Source organism: Mesorhizobium sp. P2_E6, from assembly GCF_056403835.1.
On the sequence record NZ_JBFUEQ010000003.1, the window covers coordinates 310,056 to 330,107 of the forward strand.

Annotated in this window: 17 protein-coding genes; 3 read left to right on the top strand and 14 right to left on the bottom strand. The window is 63.0% G+C overall.

The genetic code is table 11. The annotated features are described in order from the left end of the window. Positions 1-139 precede the first annotated feature (139 nt). The 8 genes from AC1D08_RS09425 to AC1D08_RS09460 all read right to left on the bottom strand — a co-directional run bounded on the left by AC1D08_RS09425 (position 140) and on the right by AC1D08_RS09460 (position 9,701). On the bottom strand, positions 140-529 hold the full coding sequence (locus AC1D08_RS09425; protein ID WP_457151501.1) for a nitrile hydratase accessory protein: 390 nt from the start codon (positions 527-529) through the stop codon (positions 140-142). After that, complete coding sequence (nthB, locus tag AC1D08_RS09430) at positions 516-1,175, bottom strand: nitrile hydratase subunit beta (protein WP_457151502.1); 660 nt, start codon at positions 1,173-1,175, stop codon at positions 516-518. Before nthB ends, AC1D08_RS09425 begins: the two co-directional genes overlap by 14 nt. Continuing rightward, positions 1,172-1,783, bottom strand: coding sequence for a nitrile hydratase subunit alpha (gene nthA, locus AC1D08_RS09435; RefSeq protein WP_457151503.1), 612 nt, complete (start codon positions 1,781-1,783; stop codon positions 1,172-1,174). Before nthA ends, nthB begins: the two co-directional genes overlap by 4 nt. 73 nt (positions 1,784-1,856) lie before the next feature. After that, positions 1,857-5,018, bottom strand: coding sequence for an efflux RND transporter permease subunit (locus AC1D08_RS09440; protein WP_477423002.1), 3,162 nt, complete (start codon positions 5,016-5,018; stop codon positions 1,857-1,859). Continuing rightward, a complete protein-coding gene (locus tag AC1D08_RS09445; protein ID WP_457151505.1) occupies positions 5,015-6,286 on the bottom strand; it encodes an efflux RND transporter periplasmic adaptor subunit in 1,272 nt (423 codons plus the stop codon). Before AC1D08_RS09445 ends, AC1D08_RS09440 begins: the two co-directional genes overlap by 4 nt. A gap of 241 nt (positions 6,287-6,527) precedes the next feature. Then, on the bottom strand, positions 6,528-7,124 hold the full coding sequence (locus AC1D08_RS09450) for a LysE family translocator (protein WP_457151506.1): 597 nt from the start codon (positions 7,122-7,124) through the stop codon (positions 6,528-6,530). A 120-nt stretch (positions 7,125-7,244) separates the two neighbouring features. After that, positions 7,245-7,820: an acetolactate synthase small subunit gene (gene ilvN / locus AC1D08_RS09455; protein ID WP_013894763.1), complete on the bottom strand. Its 576-nt coding sequence runs from the start codon at positions 7,818-7,820 to the stop codon at positions 7,245-7,247. A gap of 84 nt (positions 7,821-7,904) precedes the next feature. Continuing rightward, positions 7,905-9,701, bottom strand: coding sequence for an acetolactate synthase 3 large subunit (locus AC1D08_RS09460; protein ID WP_457151508.1), 1,797 nt, complete (start codon positions 9,699-9,701; stop codon positions 7,905-7,907). 441 nt (positions 9,702-10,142) lie between these two features. On the opposite strand from AC1D08_RS09460, the gene AC1D08_RS09465 reads away from it, so the two are divergent. After that, positions 10,143-11,945: an NAD(P)-binding domain-containing protein gene (locus tag AC1D08_RS09465; RefSeq protein WP_457151509.1), complete on the top strand. Its 1,803-nt coding sequence runs from the start codon at positions 10,143-10,145 to the stop codon at positions 11,943-11,945. Between the two features lie 62 nt (positions 11,946-12,007). Here AC1D08_RS09465 and AC1D08_RS09470 read toward each other — a convergent pair whose 3' ends face one another. From AC1D08_RS09470 to tmpA, 3 genes are all read right to left on the bottom strand, one after another. Further along, on the bottom strand, positions 12,008-13,168 hold the full coding sequence (locus AC1D08_RS09470) for a PcfJ domain-containing protein (protein WP_457153053.1): 1,161 nt from the start codon (positions 13,166-13,168) through the stop codon (positions 12,008-12,010). 569 nt (positions 13,169-13,737) lie between these two features. Beyond that, complete coding sequence (gene tmpB / locus AC1D08_RS09475; RefSeq protein WP_457153054.1) at positions 13,738-14,322, bottom strand: (R)-1-hydroxy-2-trimethylaminoethylphosphonate oxygenase; 585 nt, start codon at positions 14,320-14,322, stop codon at positions 13,738-13,740. Then, positions 14,319-15,470, bottom strand: coding sequence for a 2-trimethylaminoethylphosphonate dioxygenase (gene tmpA / locus AC1D08_RS09480; protein WP_457153055.1), 1,152 nt, complete (start codon positions 15,468-15,470; stop codon positions 14,319-14,321). Before tmpA ends, tmpB begins: the two co-directional genes overlap by 4 nt. Before the next feature lie 118 nt (positions 15,471-15,588). Here tmpA and AC1D08_RS09485 point away from each other — a divergent pair, with 118 nt between their 5' ends. Continuing rightward, entirely contained in the window at positions 15,589-16,473 is an 885-nt protein-coding gene (locus tag AC1D08_RS09485) for a LysR family transcriptional regulator (RefSeq protein ID WP_457153056.1), read from the top strand. A 4-nt stretch (positions 16,474-16,477) separates the two neighbouring features. Here AC1D08_RS09485 and AC1D08_RS09490 read toward each other — a convergent pair whose 3' ends face one another. Genes AC1D08_RS09490 through AC1D08_RS09500 form a run of 3 tightly spaced genes read right to left on the bottom strand, consistent with a single transcriptional unit; the run spans position 16,478 to position 17,926 of the window. Next, a complete protein-coding gene (locus AC1D08_RS09490; RefSeq protein WP_457153057.1) occupies positions 16,478-17,005 on the bottom strand; it encodes a GNAT family N-acetyltransferase in 528 nt (175 codons plus the stop codon). 44 nt (positions 17,006-17,049) lie between these two features. Further along, positions 17,050-17,358: a hypothetical protein gene (locus AC1D08_RS09495; protein ID WP_184873406.1), complete on the bottom strand. Its 309-nt coding sequence runs from the start codon at positions 17,356-17,358 to the stop codon at positions 17,050-17,052. Between the two features lie 4 nt (positions 17,359-17,362). Beyond that, complete coding sequence (locus tag AC1D08_RS09500; protein ID WP_457153058.1) at positions 17,363-17,926, bottom strand: helix-turn-helix domain-containing protein; 564 nt, start codon at positions 17,924-17,926, stop codon at positions 17,363-17,365. 156 nt (positions 17,927-18,082) lie between these two features. Here AC1D08_RS09500 and AC1D08_RS09505 point away from each other — a divergent pair, with 156 nt between their 5' ends. Beyond that, the gene (locus tag AC1D08_RS09505) at positions 18,083-19,915 is read left to right on the top strand and encodes an ATP-binding protein (protein WP_477227045.1); all 1,833 of its coding nucleotides are present in this window, start codon (positions 18,083-18,085) and stop codon (positions 19,913-19,915) included. Positions 19,916-20,052: the final 137 nt, after the last annotated feature.

A 20,052-nucleotide genomic window follows, 5' to 3' on the forward strand; every position in this document is an offset into this window, starting at 1 on the left:
GCGAGAGACCGGATTCGCAAGGGAAAGACAAGATAGCCGCCACCACCATCGACGTGTCGGGGCGCTTCAGCGCCACGGACGGGTCAGGCTATCAGGCGCAAACAAGAACGTAAAGAGAACAGACGTGGCAACGCCGCGGTTATGGTCGGGCTGCCGCCACGACCTGTCTGGTCGGCCTGGGGTCGTTCTCCAGCAGGATCGGCTTGCCATGCGGAGTGGCGTGCGCGGCGCGCTCCCAGGCTTCAGCCATGGCATCGACATCCGCCTTGGCGGTCAGCCCTTTCGAAACAAGCAAGCTTTCCAGCGCCGCCAGCCAATGTTCGTAATAGTCATTGCCGTCAACCGCGGCACCTGGCTTCTTCACCTGCGCCGACAGTGCCTGCGCCCATTCGCCCCACGAAAACTGGCCCTCGTCATGCAGCGCAACCGTCATGGCGAATGCTTCGGCCTGCCATGGCTCGGCAAAGACCGGGGCATCGACGCCAAGCAGCAAATCGGCGGCGGGTCCGTTTGCCTCACGCCGGCTCAAGATAACTCTCCCAGGCATCGATCAACACGCTCAGCGTCGGGTCGGCGCCCTCGCCCCAGATTTCCGACCCTTCGAAAACCACCGTGTAGACCCATTGCGGGTTTTCGCCCTCGCCATGCGCGTTGCTGTCTGGAAACACAAAGCCGTCGCGCACCGCCTCGATCGTTCCATGCTTGCCGCGTGCATAGCGCGGCAGCCGCGTGTGGCCGGTCGGGTTGAAGTTCTTGGTCCGTACGGGATCGCCGGCCTTGAACCGTGCCGATTGCACCACCGGGCGGTCGCAAGGACCGCCGTCGGCCAGCACCGCGGGCACGTTTTCGGCCTTCAGCACCCGTTTCGGCGCCGCCGCCGGATCGACTGCGGTGCCTGCCTTGAGATCGCGCTCGCTGACAAAACCATGGCGCTTGAGCAGCACTTCCAGCGCCTTGATCCAGATCTCGTAGTAGCTGGAGGCATAGTAATCGGCGGGATGCAGCGATTCCCGCGCATGCCGGCTCTCGTCGATGTTCCACGCGCCCATCGCGCCTGCGCATAAGGTCACGCCCAGCGCCCGCCTTTCCCAGGCGGCATGGAAATACGGCTCGTCAATTTCCGGCGCGACCGGACCGAAGCCCATCTGTCCGCCGAGGTCCTGCGGCCCGTTCATGCCGGCTGGCTCGCTAAAGCGGTGCCGATCATCGCGTCGCGGCTCACCAGATCGGCCAGCCGCTCCTCGCTCCAGCCCTCGGTGCCGTCGGGACGCATCGGCACGACGAGATAGCGCAGCTCGGCGGTGGAATCCCAGACGCGGATCTTTTTGTCGGCCGGCAGCGTCAGCCCGAACTCCTCCAGCACGCCGCGCGGATCGATGACCGCGCGCGAGCGGTAGGGCGGCGCCTTATACCAGACCGGCGGCAGGCCGAGTACCGACCACGGATAACAGGAGCACAGCGTGCAGACGACGAGGTTGTGCGTCTCCTCGGTGTTGAAGACCGCCTGCATATGCTCGCCTTGGCGGCCGGTGTAGCTGAGCGATTCGATCGCTGCCGTCGCATCGCGCCTCAGCCAGTCGGCATAGGCAGGATCGCTCCAGGCCTTCGCCACCACCCTGGCGCCATTGCGCGGGCCGATCCTGGTCTCGTAGGTGTCGACGATGACATCGATCGCGGCCGGATCGATCAGCCCCTTGCGAGTGAGGATCGTCTCCAGCGCACGTACCCGCGCGGCAAAGGGATCGAGCTCGTTGTCGTGGTCGTGATCGTGGTCGTGTGACATGCCGGCAAATTACGTTTCTGGTGATGCCACCACAAGCGCAACGCCTTGGGCCAGATCCTGGCGACCTTGGATTCTATTCGGCGGCCGTCTTCTGCGGTTCGAGCTGCTGCTCCTCGTTGACATCGAACAGAGAGGGCTGCCTCACAGGTTCCTTCGGGATCTCTTCAGCCTTGCGCTTCGGCATCAGCCCGACCAGCCAGCCCGAGAAATTCTCCATGTAGACATAGATCACCGGCGTCACGAACAAGGTCAGCGCCTGCGAAGCAAGCAGGCCGCCAACAACGGCAACACCCAGCGGCTGGCGCAGCTCGGCGCTGGCGCCGGTGCCGAGCGCGATCGGAAACGTGCCCATCAGTGCGGCCAGCGTCGTCATCATGATCGGCCTGAAACGCATGAGGCAGGCCTTGTGGATGGACTCGGTGGCCGACAAGCCGTCTCGTCGCAATTCCAGCGCCACGTCGACCATCATGATGCCGTTCTTCTTGACGATGCCGATCAGCATCAGAATGCCGATCACCGCGATCACCGACAGATCCATGCCAGCAAAGCGTAGCGCAACGACGGCGCCAAGCACCGCCGATGGCAGGCCGGTGAGAATGGTGAGCGGGTGAATGAAGCTTTCGTAGAGGATGCCAAGCACGATGTAGATGGTCAGGATGGCGCCGCCGATCAGCAGGCCCTGGTTGGCCAGCGAATCCTGGAAGGTCTTGGCCGTGCCGGCAAAGGTCGTCGAGATCGCCGTCGGCATGCCGATCTGCTCCTTGAGCGCGTTGATGCGGGTCACGCTGTCGCCGAGAGCCACGCCTTGCGGCAGATTGTAGGAGATGGTCACCGCGGGCAGCTGGCCAAGCTGGTTGACCGTCAAGGCGCCGGCCGTGCGATCGACCCGGGCAAAGGCGCCAAGCGGCACCAGACTGCCACTCGCCGTCCTCATCTGGATGGCCAGCATCCGCTCGGGCGACCATTCGATCTTGGGATCGAGCTCGGTGATGACTTCGTAGCTGTCGGCCGAACCGAAGATTGTCGAAACCTGGTCGGTGCCGAATCCGCCATAGAGAGCGGAACGCAGGGTGTCGGTATCGATACCGAGTTGGGCGGCTTTGTCGCGATCCACCACCAGCGTCGCCTGCAGGGCATTGTTCTGCAGGTCGCTGGTGACGTCGGCGAAGGTCGCATGGTCGGCCGCCATCGCGTCGTTCATCTTCTGCGCCCAGATATCGGTCTGGCCGGTATCCAGGCCCTGAACCACGAGCTGATAGGCGCTGGCCGACGACCGCGAACCCAGCCTCAGGTTCTGAACCGGTTGCATGTAGGTCTCGATACCCGCCACGCCGGCCAGTTGTCGCCTTAGATCCGAAAGGACCTTCTCGATATCGGGACGCTGGTCCTTCCCCTTGAGCTGGACGAACAGCTGCCCCTGGTTGAGCGCATTGTTGCCGCTGCCCGCCGACCACGCCACATGGTCGACATAAGGCGAATGCGAGAAGACGTTGGCCACCTGCCCCTGCAGCTTTGCCATGGCGTCAAACGAGATGTCCTGGCGCGCGATGGTCGTCACCGATATCTGGCCGATATCCTCTTGCGGGAAGAAGCCCTTCGGCGAGACCTGGATCAGCCATACCGACGCTGCCGCGGTTCCGATGAAGACGAGGAACACCAGGAAGGTGTGCCGCAGGCAGAAGCTCAAGATCCGGTCGTAGCCGCGTGTGATGAAATCCTGCTTGTGACCGGGGCCATGCTTGTCGCGATCGGCCTTCGTAACCGACAGCAGCCGCGAGCACAGCATCGGCGTCAGCGTCAGCGACACGAACATCGAGGCCAGGATGGCGACCGTCACCACGACGGCGAACTCGTTGAAGATGCGCCCGATCACGCCGCCCATGAGAAGCACGGGGATGAACACGGCGACCAGCGATATCGAGATCGAGATGATGGTGAAGCCGATTTCGCGCGCGCCCTTCAGCGACGCATCGAATGCCGACAACCCATCCTCCTCCATATGGCGGAAGATGTTTTCCAGCATCACGATGGCATCGTCGACGACAAGGCCGACCGCAAGCGTCAAGCCCATCAGCGATATGTTGTCGATGGAAAAGCCGAACAGGAACATCGCGCCAAGCGTGGCGATCAGCGAGATCGGCACCGCCACGGCCGGGATGATGGTCGCCGTTACCCGGCGCAGGAACACGAAGATCACCATGACCACCAGCGCGATGGTCAACAGCAGCGTGAACTGCACGTCATCGACAGCCTGGCGGATCGAGGTCGAACGGTCGTTGAGCAGCTTGATCGAGGCGGCGGCCGGCATCTGGTCCTGGAAGGACGGCAACATCGCCTTGACCTTGTCGACGACGTCGACCGTGTTGGCGTCGGGCTGGCGCTGCACGGCCATGATGATCGCGCGGGTACCATCGTACCAACTTGCGGTGGTGGTCGTCTGCACCGAATCGACGACGCGGGTCACCTCGCCCAGCCGTACCGGGTGACCGTTCTTGGTGGCGATGATGAGGTTGGAGAAGCCGGCAGCGTTGGTCAGTTGCGTGTTGGCCGTGATGGTGAGCTGCTGCTTGTCGTTCTGCAGCACGCCGAGCGGCGTGTTGCTGTTTGCAGACGCGATCGCTGCCTGCAGCTGGTCGATCGAGATGCCGCGCGCGGCAAGCGCGGTCGGATCGATCTGGATGCGCACCGCATATTTCTGCTGGCCGAAGATCGAGACCTGCGCGACGCCGTCGATCGTCGAGAGCGACGGCGAGATGACGTTTTCCGCGAAAGCATCGAGATCTGTCAGCGGAACCGTGTCGCTGACCAGCGACATCAGCAGGATCGGCGCATCGGCCGGATTGACCTTGCGATAGCTCGGCGGCGCCGTCATCTGCGGCGGCAATGATTTCTGCGTGCGCGCGATCGCCGCCTGCACGTCGGCCGCGGCCGCATCGATGTCGCGGTTGAGCACGAACTGGATGGCGATCGAGGTCGAACCGAGCGAGTTGGTTGTCGAAATGGAATCGATGCCGGCGATGGTGGCGAATTGCTTGATGAGTGGCGTCGCCACCGACGTGGCCATGGTTTCCGGCGAGGCGCCGGGCAACTGCGCCGAGACGTTGACCACCGGGAATTCGGCGCTGGGCAGCGCCGCCACCGGCAGGAACTTGTAGGCGAACAGTCCGCCCAGCACGAGGGCGAACGACATCAGGAGGGTGGCGACTGGCCTGCGAATGCAGAATTCGGAGATCATTGGGCCGCCTCGCCGGCCTTGCCGGCTTGCGCGACCTTGGGAGCGGCTTGGCCGCCGCCACCGGTCGCGGCCTTGCCTTCATGCACGGCGGCGCCGTCCTTCAGCCTTGTCTGGCCTTCGGTGACAACCTTCTCACCGCTTTTCAGCCCCTGGCTGATGGCGCTGTTTTCACCTTCGGTCAGTGCCACCTCCACCGGCCGCATCTCGACCGTGTTATCCGGCTTGACCACGTAGACGAACGGCCCCTTCTGGCTGGGCTGCACCGCAACCGTGGGAACCGATGTCATCTTAGGCATGATGCCGGCATCGAGCACGACATTGACATATTGGCCCGGCCACAAGGAGAGATCGGCATTCGGCACGCTCGCCCGCGTCGCGATCGTTCCGGAAGCGGTGTCGACACTGGAGTCGACGAAATCGAGCGTACCCTTGCCGATCGGCGTCGGATCGCCGTCCTTGGTCAGCGTCACGGCACCCTGCTGCGGCGCGGCAAGCGCCTTATGAAGAAGCGCCAGGTTACTTTCCGGCAGATTGAAGTTGACCTGCAGCGGGTCCATCTGGGTGATGGTCACCAGCGGGGTTGCCGTGCTGCTGTTGTTGCCATTGCTGGTGGTGACCAGGTCGCCGACCGCGACATTGACGGCGCCAAGCCGGCCGGAAATCGGCGCGGTGATCGTGGCAAAGCCAAGCTGGACGTTGTCGGCGTCGATTGTCGCCTTGTCGGCATCCACGGTCGCTGTCGCCGCCTTTTGCGCCGCAACCGCCTGGTCGTAGGTCTGTTGCGTCCCGGCCTGCTTGGCGACCAGGTCCTTGGCGCGCTGGAGATCCGAATTCGAGCTGGCGAGCATCGCCTGGTCCTTGGCGAGCGCCGCCTGGTCCTTGGCCAGTTGCGCCCTCAGCGCGCGATCATCCAGTGAAAACAGAACGTCGCCGGTCTTCACCATCTGCCCGTCCTTGACGTCGATCGATACGATCTGGCTGGACACCCGTGCATTGATGCTGACGACGGCCGGAGACGAGACGAAACCGATCGCATAGCGCCGGATCGGGAAATCGGCCGTCGAAGCGACGGCCGAGAGGATGGAGGCGGAGCGCGCCGCGGTGGCGCCCTTCTTGTCCGAAGCCGCGGCCGGTTGGTCCGCCGCAGCCACCTGCTTTGCGCCGATGATCTGTTCAACCCTGCCTAGCGCGTTCGGCGAAAGATAGAGCCAGCCCGCCGCGCCGAGGCAAGCGACGGCAAGCAACGAAAGAACGACTTTTCCACGCATGGTCAAAAGGCCCTCTCCATCCGACACGCGATGGGCCGATGGTTCGCATTCTAGCGCAAATCACGGCCCGTTGCCGCGATTTCGCCGAATAGATAGGACACGCCTTTGTCGGAAAAGGGCCAAAACACGGCATTACGAAGATTTAATGTGCACTGCACAATGGATGTGCAGCCGACCAAGGTGGGCCGGGTTTCAGGTCAGGCCGGCATCACCTGCCCGCATCAGCTGAATGTCGACACACCTAGCGCAGCATCGGCCACAACGTCGCCGCCAGAAGCACGCCCATGGCGATGTTGAACCATTTCAGCCGCACCGGGTCCGACAGGAAACCGCGCAGCGCGGTGCCGAAACCCGCCCACACCGAGACGCTCGGCAAGTTGACGACGGTGAAGGCCACCGAGATCAACACTACCGACAGGAACGGATGCTCCGGATTGGTGTAGACGGCCATGGCGGTGATCGCCATAACCCATGCCTTGGGGTTGACCCACTGAAACGCCGCCGCGTCGATGAAGCGCATGGGCTGCCCCTTCGCCTCACCCTTGCCGGCAAGCGAACGCGACATGGCGATCTTCCAGGCAAGATAGAGCAGGTAGGCGCCGCCCGCGACCTTGAGTGCCGTATGCAGGATCGGAAACGCGGTCAGCACCGCACCCAGGCCAAGCCCAACCGCCACCAGCAGCACCAGGAAACCGATGCTGATGCCCAGCATGTGCGGAACCGTCCTGACGATGCCGAAATTCACTCCCGATGCCAGAAGCATGAAATTGTTCGGCCCCGGCGTGATCGACGTCACCAAGGCATAGACGAGCAGGGCAAGGAATGCGTCAAGCGACATGATATCCTCCCAGACACGTCAGCATTATTGTCTCTTTTCGGCAACTGCACAAAGACCAGTTGCCGGTCTATGACCGAGCCAGACCTACGCTTGTCAAAGATTTGGAAGGCCCGGCCGTGCCTACATCCCCTGCGGGCCGCGGTTCATCGCCGCCACGCCGGTGCGGCAGATCTCGACCAGGCCGAGCGGCTTCATGATGGCGATGAACTGGTCGAGCTTGGAGCCCTTGCCGGTGATCTCGAAGATGAAATGCTCGGTGTTGGCGTCGATGACGCTGGCGCGGAAGGCGTCCGCCAGCCGCAGCGCCTCGACGCGGGCCTCGCCGGTGCCGGCAACCTTGACCAGCGCCAGTTCCCGCTCCAGCGGCCGCTCCTGGCCGAACTCGTGCGAACGCACGGTCAGGTCGACCACGCGGTGGACCGGCACTATGCGTTCGAGCTGATGCTTGATCTGCTCCAGCACATGCGGCGTGCCGCGCGTCACGATGGTGATGCGCGACAGGTGCTTCTCATGCTCGGTCTCGGAGACGGTCAGGCTCTCGATGTTGTAGCCGCGCCCGGAGAACAGGCCAATGACCCGGGCGAGCACGCCCGGCTCATTGTCGACCAGCACGGAAAGCGTGTGGTTCTCCGGCCTTTCCGTCTCCTTGGCGATGAAGTAGGCGGAGCCCGTGGGCTGAAGGTGCTGTGCGTTCATGACATCAATCTCGATTTCAAACTATTGAGCTAATTCTCTGTTTTCGCACGGCTTCTCGCGACAGCCCTGCCTCGGCTGAGCGGACTACACCAGTTCCCTGCCCTTGGCGTCGATGGCGTTGGCCACCGCCTCGTCGGTCGCCTCGTCGGGCAGCAGCATCTCGTTGTGTGCCTTGCCCGACGGGATCATCGGGAAGCAGTTGGCAAGCGTTGCCACGCGGCAATCGAACAGCACCGGCTTCTTCACCGCGATCATCTCCTTGATCGCATCGTCCAGCTCGTCCGGCTTCTCGCAACGGATGCCGTGGCCGCCATAGGCCTCGGCCAGCTTGACGAAGTCCGGCATCGCCTCGGTGTAGGAATGCGACAGCCGGTTGCCGTGCAGCAGCTGCTGCCACTGCCGCACCATGCCCATATACTGGTTGTTGAGGATGAAGATCTTGATCGGCGCGTCGTGCTGCACGGCGGCGCTCATCTCTTGCATCGTCATCTGCACCGAGGCGTCGCCGGCGATGTCGATGACCAGCGCATCGGGATGCGCGATCTGCACGCCCAATGCCGCCGGCAGGCCATAACCCATCGTGCCCAGCCCGCCTGACGTCATCCAGCGGTTCGGCTTCTCGAAATGATAGTGCTGCGCCGCCCACATCTGGTGCTGGCCGACCTCGGTGGTGATGTAGGTGTCCATGCCCTTGGTCAGTTCGTAGAGCCGCTGGATGGCGTATTGCGGCATGATCACGTCGTTGTTCATCTTGTAGGCGAGTGAATCGCGCGCACGCCATTTGGCGATCTGCTCCCACCAGGGGTAGAGCGCCTTCTTGTCGGCCTTGGCGGTCGCCCGCCACAGCCGCACCATATCCTCCAGCACCCGGCCGACATCGCCGATGATCGGCACTTCGGTGTGGACGTTCTTGTTGATCGACGACGGATCGATGTCGATGTGGATCTTCTTCGAGTTCGGCGAGAACGCGGTCAGCCGCCCGGTGATGCGGTCGTCGAAGCGCGCACCGATGCAGATCATCACATCGCAATCATGCATGGCCATGTTGGCTTCATAAGTGCCGTGCATGCCCAGCATGCCCATCCAGTTCTTGCCCGATGCCGGATAGGCGCCGAGCCCCATCAGCGTCGATGTGATCGGGAAGCCGGTGAGATCGACCAGTTCGCGCAGCAGATGGCTTGCTTCCGCACCCGAATTGATGACGCCGCCGCCGCTATAGATGATCGGCTTCTTGGCGCTGGCCATCAATTCGACCGCCGCCTTGATCTTGTCCAGGTCGCCCTGGACCTTGGGCTGATAGCTGGTGCGCGGCGCGATCTGCGGCGAGACGTAAAAGCCCCTGGCGAACTGCACGTCCTTCGGAATGTCGACCACGACCGGACCGGGACGGCCGGTGGTGGCCACATGGAAGGCCTCGTGGATGGTTGCGGCGAGTTCGTTGACGTCCTTCACCAGCCAGTTGTGCTTGGTGCAGGGGCGCGTGATGCCGACCGTGTCGCATTCCTGAAAAGCGTCGGAGCCGATCAGCGAAGTCGGCACCTGCCCGGTCAGGCAGACCAGCGGGATCGAATCCATCAACGCATCCTGCAGCGGCGTCACCGCATTGGTGGCGCCGGGTCCCGACGTCACCAGCATGACGCCCGCCTTGCCGGTCGAGCGTGCATAGCCTTCGGCCGCATGGCCGGCGCCCTGCTCGTGGCGCACCAGGATGTGCTCGACCTCGTCCTGTTGGAAAATCTCGTCGTAGATCGGGAGTACCGCGCCGCCCGGATAGCCGAAGACATGCTTGACGCCATTGTCCTTCAGCGCCTGCACCACCATTTCGGCGCCCGTCATTTCGGTTCTTGGCATTTCGCGCCGCTCACTCTGTCCGTTGCTCATCGGTCTGGTCCCGTACTGCCGCCATCTGGCGATTGCTGGTCGTTTAGTCGTGTTTCAGGCAATAAAAAAGGCCCCCGAGGGAGCCTGTGTGTGCGCATGGGAGGTTTTCGCCCGGCGGTTACACCGCCTTGCCCACGCGCTTTCCTACGAGAATGAGTGCCGTTTTCATGGTGGCGGACAATAGAATTGGTTTCACGCCGCTGTCAACGGCGAATCTGAGTGACATGAACCCGCAGCAAAGGGGCCGGCTCTCCTCCTTGGCACCGGCAAGCCATGACCGGAAAAATCCCATAGGTTTCCGATAAGGCATTGAAAACACGCCAAACTATTGGAGGGCGTGACGCTGCGGAGCTTTTGAAGAAATACTCAGCTCATCGTGGACAACTCGGTCCGGCCAAATCGCTCGATCGAGAAGCGATCACAATCCAAGGAGGAAAGCTGATGCTCGACAAGGCCCCTAACAAGAAACTGTCCGACCTGCTCGACCAATTCGGCGCCGCCCTGGCCGCCAACGACATCGAGAAAGCGGTCGATTGCTTTCAGGAGGACTGTTACTGGCGCGACCTCGTCACCTTCACCTGGAACATCAAGACCATGGAGGGTCGCGACCAGGTCCGCCACATGCTGAAAAGCCAGTTGTCGAAGACCAAGCCATCCCACTTCGCCATCGCCAAGGGCGAGGACGCGACCGAGAGCGGCGGGCTGATCGACGGCTGGATCAGCTTCGAGACAGAGGTGGCGCGCGGCTTCGGCCATGTCAGGCTGAAGGACGGCAAGATCTGGACGCTGCTGACCACCATGGTTGAATTGAAAGGCCACGAGGAGCCGGCGGGTTTCGCGCGGCCGATGGGTGCCAAACACGGCTCGGGCAAGAACCGTCAGACATGGAAGGAAGAACGCGAAAAGGAAGCCTCTGAGCTCGGCTTCAAGACTCAGCCCTACACGGTGATCATCGGCGGCGGCCAGGGCGGCATCGCGCTCGGCGCGCGCCTGCGGCAGCTCGGCGTTCCCACGATCATCATCGAGAAGAACGAACGGGCCGGCGACAGCTGGCGCAAGCGCTACAAGTCGCTCTGCCTGCATGACCCGGTCTGGTACGACCATCTGCCCTATATCGATTTCCCGAAGAACTGGCCGGTCTTTTCGCCCAAGGACAAGATCGGCGACTGGCTGGAAATGTACACCAAGGTGATGGAACTGAATTACTGGTCCTCGACCGAGGCCAAGAGCGCGTCCTATGACGACAAGAAGAAGGAATGGACGGTCGTCGTCCACCGCGACGGCAAGGACATCACCCTAAGGCCGAAGCAACTGGTGCTGGCTACGGGACAATCCGGCAAGGCCAATATGCCGAAATTCAAAGGCATGGAAAACTTCAAGGGCGATCAGCATCACTCCTCGAAGCATCCTGGTCCCGATGCCTATGCCGGCAAGAAAGCTGTTGTCGTCGGCTCGAACAATTCCGCCCACGACATAGCCGCGGCACTTTGGGAAGCTGGCGCCGATGTCACCATGGTGCAACGCTCGACCACGCATATCGTCAAGTCCGACACGTTGATGGAAATCGGGCTGGGGTCCCTCTATTCGGAACAGGCGGTGCAGAGCGGCATGAACACGGCCAAGGCCGACCTCGTCTTTGCCTCCCTGCCCTACAAGATCCTGCACGAATTCCAGATTCCGGCTTACGCCGAGATGAAGAAGCGCGATGCAAAATTCTACACGGGTCTGGAGAAGGCCGGCTTCATGCTCGATTGGGGCGATGACGATTCGGGCCTGTTCATGAAGTATCTGCGACGCGGTTCGGGCTACTACATCGATGTCGGCGCTTCCGACCTGATCATCGATGGCTCGATCAAGCTGAAAAGCGGTGTCAACGTTGCCGAGATCAAGGAGCACTCGGTGCTGCTCAGTGACGGCACCGAGTTGCCCGCCGATGTCATCGTCTATGCCACCGGCTATGGCTCGATGAATGGCTGGGCGGCCGACCTCATCTCCAGGGACGTCGCCGATAAGGTCGGCAAATGCTGGGGTCTCGGTTCGAACACCACCAAGGATCCCGGTCCATGGGAGGGCGAATTGCGCAACATGTGGAAGCCGACGCAGCAGGAAGCACTGTGGTTCCATGGCGGCAATCTGCACCAGTCACGCCACTATTCGCAGTTCCTGTCGCTGCAGTTGAAGGCCAGGCAGATAGGCCTGCCGACGCCGGTCTACGGGCTGCAGCAGGTCCATCACAAGGGATAGCGCCTCGTTCATCCGCCCCTTTTAAACCCGCGCGGCGATTCCGCCGCGCGGGCTCAGTCTGTTCAGTCCTGCGGCGTCACGCACTTCGCCTTGGCCCAACGCTCGAGGATCTTGCGCTCGTCCGTCGTTGCCAGACGATTGCCGAAACCGCGCACCTGGACCGCCCGATGCTGCGGATCGAGCTCGATCGTCAGCAAGCGTTCAGTCTTGCCGAGCGCCTTGCGCCGCAGCGCCCAGATCGAGGCATTGCCGGCAATGCATTTGGTCGCATAGGACGATACGCAATGATGCATCGCCCGGCTCTCGGCAACGAGGTCCTCTGCGGTCTTCAACTGGCGGATGGAGAACCACTCGCCATGCGCCTTCGCCTCCTTGGGCGGCGGATGCCATTCCCAATCCTGCAGGCGCGAGCCGTCCCAGGCGCTGCACTGCGCGGGTGCGCCGGCGACGGGCTGAGCCCGCGCGGCGGCCCGCCGGCGCATCGTCTCGATGCGTTCGATCGCAGCAAGATCGCGATGCCAGTCCGACATCTGCCGGTGCAGCGAGGCGAGCGTGCGGCCCTTCAGGCTGTAGGCAGCATCGCGCCGGTGCTTGGCGCCGACATAGTCACAGAGATCGTCGATCTCCTCCTTCGAAGCAGGATGCTCGCAGAAGAAGCGCGCCACCTCGCGCCAGAAGGCCAACTCGCCACGCGGCGTGCGCGCGATCTTCGTGCGTGCAAGTCGTGCAGCCAGCCCCCAATCCTCGGTGTAGGACCGGACGATCGCGAACCAGAACGCCTCGTCGAAGGTGAAATCGCCGGACACGTTCAGGAAGCAGTGCACCTCCTTTCGCGACAGCCACGCATTGGCGCCCGCCTTGTAGAGCGAGCCGCCACCTGCAGCCGTGACGTACCAGGCCAGGCGAAGTGCGATCTCCTCGCCATCGAGTCCCGACCTATCCAGCCAGATGGCCTCGAGCGCGGCCGAAACCGGATAACGCGCAAAGAGATAGCGGGCGGCAGCCAGCCGCAGCCGCGCCGGGTCGCGCGTCTTCAGCTTTGGACGCCACAACGCGCCGTCGCGGATCGCCATGCCTGCATAGCCGCGGCGTACCTCGTCGAGCGCCCGCTCGAAATCGGGAGCGGGGCGCGGCATGGCGGAAACCCGCCTCAGCGATGCTTGATATGCTTCAATGCGTTGGCGCTCGGCGTCCTGCCTGCGCTGGATCATGGACTTTGCCATGGCCGTTCTTCCTGATTGGAACCCTGTCAGCCGCACGCAATTCCAGCGTCGGCACGGAATGTGTCGATCTGGGTTGGCGTGACATGGACAGGTCTCCGTTCAGGATGACGGGTTGGGAATGGCGCGGTCTCTAGGCTCACAAGAAACTTGGCACAAGTGCCATTCCTTCAATGTTTACAATGGCCTGCCGAAGTGTTGCAAAGCTGCATCTTTGATTTTCAGGCAGCCGCGATCGTTGGCCGGGAGCTAGGCTTCCCACCGTTTTAAGGACAATGCGGCTTAACGCCGTCCCGGGTTACGCAGCTCGTGTAGACGACAACTGCCACCGCACATCGCAGCACGGCGGTCCTCAGAGTGCCAGGATATTGGAACCGCTGTGGCGCGGTCAGCCCGTTCGTCCGCCGCGGAGGCGCAAAATGCGTGAACAAGATCTCATCGTCGCCTCCATCAAAAGCGTGGTCGATACGGTGCGGCCAATGAAAATGCGGGCCGCATGGTGGGCGCGGCTAATACATCGGAACAAGCGCAGCGGCAAGACGGCGAGCCTCCTCGACCTCGACGGAGTTGCGTCAGGCGCGATCGCGAAAGTCGCGAACGACCCGCTGCAGCAACGGCACGTAGTCGCGGAATGTCCGCGTCTTCATGTTGGCGACCTTGCCGCTCTCGTCCCAGATACGGACCCGGACCGCCTCTTCATGGAAGGGATTCTTGCGGAACTCGGCCACCTCGTCCACGCTCATCGGCCCGCCCTGCAGCGACAGCGTATGCACCGAAGCCTGCGAAAGCTTGCCGAAATAGCTCGGGTCGGTGGCGCAGAGATAGCGCTTGGCCGAGACATGCAGCCTGACGCATTCGACGATGACAGGCGGAAAGAACGGCGCCAGTACCTCACCGCCGGCTTCGTCATGATGCTTGTCCTCGACATCCTCCGGCGAATAGGTGCCGAACTCGCTGGTGTAGTGGCCGATGTCGTGCAGCAGGGCCGCCGCCACCAGCTCGTCCGGCGCGCCGTCCTGCTCGGCGAACCATGCGCCCTGCAGCATGTGCTCCGACATGGTGACGGGCTCACCGAGATAGGATTCCGCACCCCGGCGTTCAAAGATGTCGGCGATGAACTCGACGATGTTGTCCGCGTTCAGGTCCTGGCCGGTCATTCCGCCGCCTCCTTGAACCCGCGTTCGATCGCCGCGAGCGTCGACAGCAGGCCGTCCTTGTCGGCGTAGCAACCCTGCAGCCAGCGCTTGCCGGTGCCGGAAAACGCCTTGCGGGCATGCATGACGCGCGTGTTGTCGACAATGAACGCCTGGCCCGCTTCGAGCTTGAAGGTCACTTCGAAGGATGGATCCTCGATCAGCTCGGCAAACCGGCGATAGGCGGCATAGTATGCCTCCATGTCGGCGAACGGCACGTCGACCGTCGGCGCCAGCGAACGATTGTTGAAGCGGATGCAGATCAGCTCGCCGTCGGGCCCGAGCTCGATCATCGGCCGCTTCGCCTGCAGCCGCACGCCGGCCGAGCCGGCATATTCGAACCGCGCCGGGCATGAACTCAACAGCCGAAAGCCTTCGGGGTTCTCAGCCTGCAAGGCGGCCGCGACGGCAAACCCGTCGACGACGCTGGACTCGCCACCCTCCACCGTATTTTCGATGCAGGACAGGATCTGCAGCGTCGGCACCGGATCGCGATAGGGATTATCGGTGTGCGCCTGGAGGCCGAGATTGGTGTAGGCGAGATTGCTGGGATTGACCTCGGCGCGCACTTCGAACCAGCGGCCGTAATTGGTTTCCCTGATATAGCCGAACAGATCTGACACTTTGCAGAGCGCCCCGGATTCGGCCGGCAGGTCGTCCATCACCGCAAAGCCATAGGCTTTCACCGCCGACAGCCATTGCCTCAAGACGTTGCGGTCGCGGCTGGCAGCAGGGTAGCCGGCACGCGGCACGGAATTCTGCATCGTCGCCTTGGTCCAGCGCACGATGTGCTCGCCTGTCCAGCCGGCCTGGCGGGCCGCGTCGCGATCATAGGCATTGGCGCTCAGCCATATCGAGGGAAAGCTCACCGTCTTTCCTTCCGGCACGAAGCTGACCTCGAGGGCGTCGCCCTTGATCGATGCCGCGCCGATCTTCGTCTCGGCTGGAATGTCGAGGATGGTGATGAGCCGCTGGCCGTTGCCGGCGCTGCGCGTCTTGTCGTCCAGCGCATTGTCGCGCAGCCAGATGGCGTGAAAGCGGGTGCGCGTCCCGTCCTTCCAGCCAAGTTCGATGGTTCCGCCTTCGTCGCCGACCAGCGCGTGGGTGAGCATGGAGATCCATTCCTGTCCGCTACGCCTGCGGTCCGATCCGCAGGTTTCGATTGCATGTTGACCGCGCGAAAGGCATAACTCAAATTATCCTTTTTTGGCCAATGACCCCAAAGAACTAATGGCTCGAACAATCCCGCCCTTGCCTCCGCTTGACTGGCTGCGCAGTTTCGAGGCCGCGGCACGGCTGTCGAATTTCACCGCCGCGGCAACCGAGCTTGGCCTGACCCAGGCGGCGGTCAGCCAGCATATCCGGCTTCTTGAAGAACGGCTGAAGACGCGTCTGTTCTCAAGGCTGGCACGTGGCGTCGCGCTGGCGCCGGAAGGCGCGGCTTACCTGCCCCACATCCAGTCGGCTTTCGCCACCATCGGCAGCAGCACGGCTGAACTGTTTGAGCCGCGTGCCGTCCAGACCGTGACCGTTCGAGCGCCGATCTCCTTTGCCTTGCTGATGCTCGTCCCGGCATTGCCCGATCTGGCCACGGCATTGCCGCGCATCCAGCTCGATCTGGTGACGATCCACCGACCGACCGACTACGACCTGCCGGGATCAACGCTCGACATCCGTTTCGGCAACGGATCCTTCCCCGGACGTGACGCCGACAGGCTGACCGCCGAGCGGCTCGTGCCGGTGGCTGCCCCGGCCCTGGCTGGCGACGCCGACTGGACCTCCCTGCCGCTGCTTCTGGTCGCCGGCGCACGCGAGATGTGGGCTGAATGGTTCGCGGCCGCAGGGTTGGCCGGCCACCTCCGGCGATCGCATCGCTTCGACAGTTTCGTTGCGGCGATGGAGGCGGCCCGGGCCGGTGCCGGCGTGCTGCTGGGCTCGCGGCCGCTGGTCGATGCCGCGCTCGACAGCAGGACCCTGGTCAGGCTTTCCGACTTCGAACTCTCCAGCACCTCTGGGCATTTCCTGACCAAGGCGTCGACCGCGCGCCTGACCAGTGCCGAGCAGGATTTCCGCCGGTGGCTGCTGTCGCGCCTCTCCGGTTACGGTCCTGCGTGACTGGTTACGAGATTGGCCCGATACGTTTCCAGTAGAGGAGTGTACCGGTCAGCCCGCCATGCGGCTTCAAGGCATAGTCCGGTATCTCGCCTGCCAGCGTGAAACCGAGCTTCTCGTAGAGCCCTGAAGCACCCTCCTCCGTCGCCGTGTCGAGAACCAGCAGCGTGCGGCCCTTTTCCACGGCCAGGCTCTCAGCGGCCCGCATCAGGCGCGATCCCACGCCCCTGCCCCGGTAATCCAAACGGGTCATCAACTTGGCGATCTCGGCCCGGTGCGGCTGGTTGGGCGGACAGTCGAGCAACAGGGTGACGGTGCCGACCAGGACCTCGCCGTCCCAGGCGCCAAGCACCGCCCTTTCCCCTCTTGCCGCTGCTGCCAGGGATTTCTGCCAGAATGCGCTAGCCGCTTCCGGTGCCAGCGGATGCATGAAACTGACCGATCCACCGGCCGCTACCGTTGCGACCAGCAATTCGGCCAGCATCTCCTGCGTCGCCGCAGCTGGGGTCAGTGTTCCGATCTCGATCGAGTTCATGCGCGTGATGTCCTGTGATTGCGATGGCACGACTGAAGCGGTCGTCAGTCGAGATGGCGCACGCGGCGGCGCTTTCGTGCCGCCTTGATGGCGCCGATGCGTTCGGTGTCTTCTTCCCTGAGATGCCGCCCGCGCTCCAGTATCTCGAGCGTATATTCCTCATAGGTCAGGCCCAGCCGCTCGGCCTTGTCCATGCGCAGCAGCATGACCTCGCGGCTTGGCGCCTTCCACGCCTTGGCATGGGCGGCCTGCCAGGCAAGGAAGATGTAGGGATCGCCCTTGCCCCATGGCGGCCCCTTGTACTCGTCAAGAGGCGGCCCCCCATTGTGGGAGCGCTTTGGTCGTCTGGCCATGACTTCAACCCCTGACCAGCGCGACGAGATAGTCGGCGCCGGGTTCCAGGGCGTGGAAGGTGCAGTCCGATGGCGCGCCGAGCGCCAGACAATCGCCGGGGTCGAGCCGGTGCACCACATCGCCCTCGGCAAACTCGAGCCGCCCCGAAATCAGCCATATCTGCTGCTTGATGAAGGCATAGGACGCGGCGGGAAAACTGACCCTGGCGCCCGCCGGCAACTGAACCCTGATCAGTTCCAGCGGCATGTCCGAGGCGGGCGACAGATGCCGCCTGACATAGCCCGTACCAGGGTCGCGCCACACCGGTTGATCGGCCTCGCGCAGCAGCCCGCCGCCTTGCAATTCGGCGCGCGCGATGAGCGTCGACAGCGTCATGCCGAAGGCCGACGCGATGCGCACCAGAAGTGCTGCCGTCGGGCTGGTCTTGCCGCGCTCTATCGTGCTCAGCATCGCCTTCGACACGGCGGAGCGCCCCGCAAGCTCGGCCAGGGACCAGTCCCGCATGGTCCTTTCGGCGTGTATTCTTCTGCCGATGGTTGAGGAAATATCGTTCGCTATATCATCCATATGTCCATTATAGCGAAATGCCGGCGATGGAGAAGATCCCTCTCGCGACAATTCTCACGGACCCCTTAATCGTCTCTACACCATCCGACCTCATCCAGCCTTAACCCCGTTCCTGTAGGGTCGATGCTCCAAGGGAAAATGGGGGTTGGTCTGTCCATGTATGTCGAACGCGAAGCCTCCGTTGGAGAACCGACATCGCAGGAGCGTCGCAACGCGGAGCAGAACGACAGGCGCATTCTGGGCAACGTCGTGCAATGCGACGGCGCGCGCGCCACCATCGGCGCCTTTGCGGACGATATTGACGGCGCGGTGACCGGCCTGTGGACAGTCGGCAAGATGATTTCCATCAATCTGGGATCCACGCGAACCGTCGGCCTGGTCTACGGGATCGGCAAGTCGGACCGCGCCTGGAGCAATGAAGGTCAAAACCCGATCGAGGTCAGCATCGAGCTGATCGGCGAAGTCCGCGACGGAGCAGAGCCGGGCGCCAAGCCGATCTTCGATCGCGGCATCACCACCTATCCGCATATCGGCGCCATCGCCCATCGCATCCGCACCCGTGACCTGCAGGCGGTCTATGATCTGGCCGGGCGCCATTCGATCACCATCGGCACACTCTCGCAGGACGAGACGATCGCCGCCAACATCGCCATCGACGATACGTTGGCGCGTCACTTCGCCGTGGTCGGCACCACCGGTGTCGGCAAATCCACCGCCGTCTCGTTGCTGCTGCGCAAGTCGATCGCGGCGCGGCCGGACCTGCGCATCCTGATCCTCGATCCGCACAACGAGTTCGCCGCGTCGCTGCCCGAATATTGCGTCAGGGTCGATTCCAAGACGCTCGACCTTCCGTTCTGGATGTTCAGGCTGGAGGAGTTCGCCGAGGTGCTGTTCCGCGGCCGCGAGACGGTGCCGGAAGAGATCGACGCCTTGCGCGACCTCATCCCCGCCGCCAAGAACCTTTACCGCAACCCGAATTCGGGCAGCTACATCAGGCGCGGCAGCGATGCGCTGACCGCCGATACGCCGGTGCCTTACCGCATCGCCGACCTTATCAAGCAGATCGACGAGCGTATGGGCATGCTCGAAAGCAAGACCGATCGCCCGACGCTGAAATCCCTGAAGACGCGCGTCGAGTCGGCGGCGGCCGATCCACGCTACCGTTTCATGTTCAACTCGCGCCTGATCGAGGACACCATCCACGAGACGATCGGCAACCTCTTCCGCGTGCCGCATCATGGCCGCCCGGTAACCTGCTTCGAGATGGCCGGCATGCCGTCCGAAGTGGTCAATTCCGTCTGTTCGGTGCTGGCGCGCCTGGCCTTCGACCTCGCTTTGTGGAGCGAGGGCAAGCTGCAGCTTCTGCTTTTGTGCGAAGAAGCGCACCGCTATATGCCGGCCGATCCGCGTCTCGGCTTTGCGCCGACAAGGCACGCGCTGTCGCGCATCGCCAAGGAAGGCCGCAAATATGGCTGCTATCTCGGCGTCGTCACCCAGCGACCGGGCGAGCTCGACCCGACGATCCTGTCGCAATGTTCGACCTTCTTCGCCATGCGACTAGCCAACGAGCAGGACCAGGCGATCATCCGCTCGGCGATTGCCGACTCCTCGGCCTCGACGCTGGCTTTCCTGTCGTCCATGGGCCAGCGCGAGGCAATTGCCTTTGGCGAAGGCGTGGCGACGACGATGCGGCTTAAGTTCGAAAAACTATCCTCGGAATTGATCCCCGGCACCAACAAACGCGAAGAGGCCGAGTCGAAAGCCGGCGAGGATGTCGACCTGGTGGCGATCGTCGAGCGGCTGCGCAACGTGCCGAAATCAACGCAGCAGGCGATGGCCTTCGCCGAAGTCGTCGATTCAAGCCGCCAGGCCGGCGATCCCGACTACCGCAAGCCGCCGGCCACCAGCCGGGTGCAATCGGATGACGATTTCGACATGCGCTACGGTCTCAAGCCCGCGACCTTCGGCCTGCGCCCACAAAACGACTGAGCGGTGCGCGCTACGTCTCTCTGCTGACAGTCCAAGAAGCCGCACATCTAGGCGCCCTGCGTCGTTGGCATGCCTTGGGTAAATCCCGAAGGGGAATTCATCAGGCCGAGTTGAATGGCGTGGCTTTCGAGAAGCCG